1 protein-coding gene is annotated in these 283 nt (G+C 58.0%); it reads right to left on the bottom strand.

Features of this window, described 5'->3' with window-relative positions; all coding sequences use genetic code 11:
• Positions 1 to 283, bottom strand: a 283-nt coding sequence (locus QP381_RS08975; RefSeq protein ID WP_285068657.1) for a M20/M25/M40 family metallo-hydrolase, incomplete at both ends; no start/stop codon positions are given.

Raw genomic sequence — 283 nt, 5'->3', positions numbered from 1 at the left:
ACTTCGGGTTTGGGAACCTGTTCGACCAGCCCGTCCGCTACCATGGATTTCGCGCCTTGGGCCGTTTCTTCACCCGGCTGGAAGAGCGCAATGAAAGTGCCTTGCCACAGGTCTTTTTGTGCCAGCAGGACCTTTACTGCGCCCAGCAGACAGGCAGTGTGCATGTCGTGCCCGCACCCGTGCATAACCGGAGTGTCATTGCCATCGGCATCCTTCTGGGTGCCAGTAGAGGCAAAATCCAATCCCGTCTCCTCTTTTAGGGGAAGCGCATCGAAGTCTGCCC

Source organism: Pauljensenia sp. UMB6358 (assembly GCF_030216865.1).
GTDB classification, from domain to species: domain Bacteria; phylum Actinomycetota; class Actinomycetes; order Actinomycetales; family Actinomycetaceae; genus Pauljensenia; species Pauljensenia turicensis_A.
This window is presented reverse-complemented; position numbering and strand designations above follow the sequence as displayed.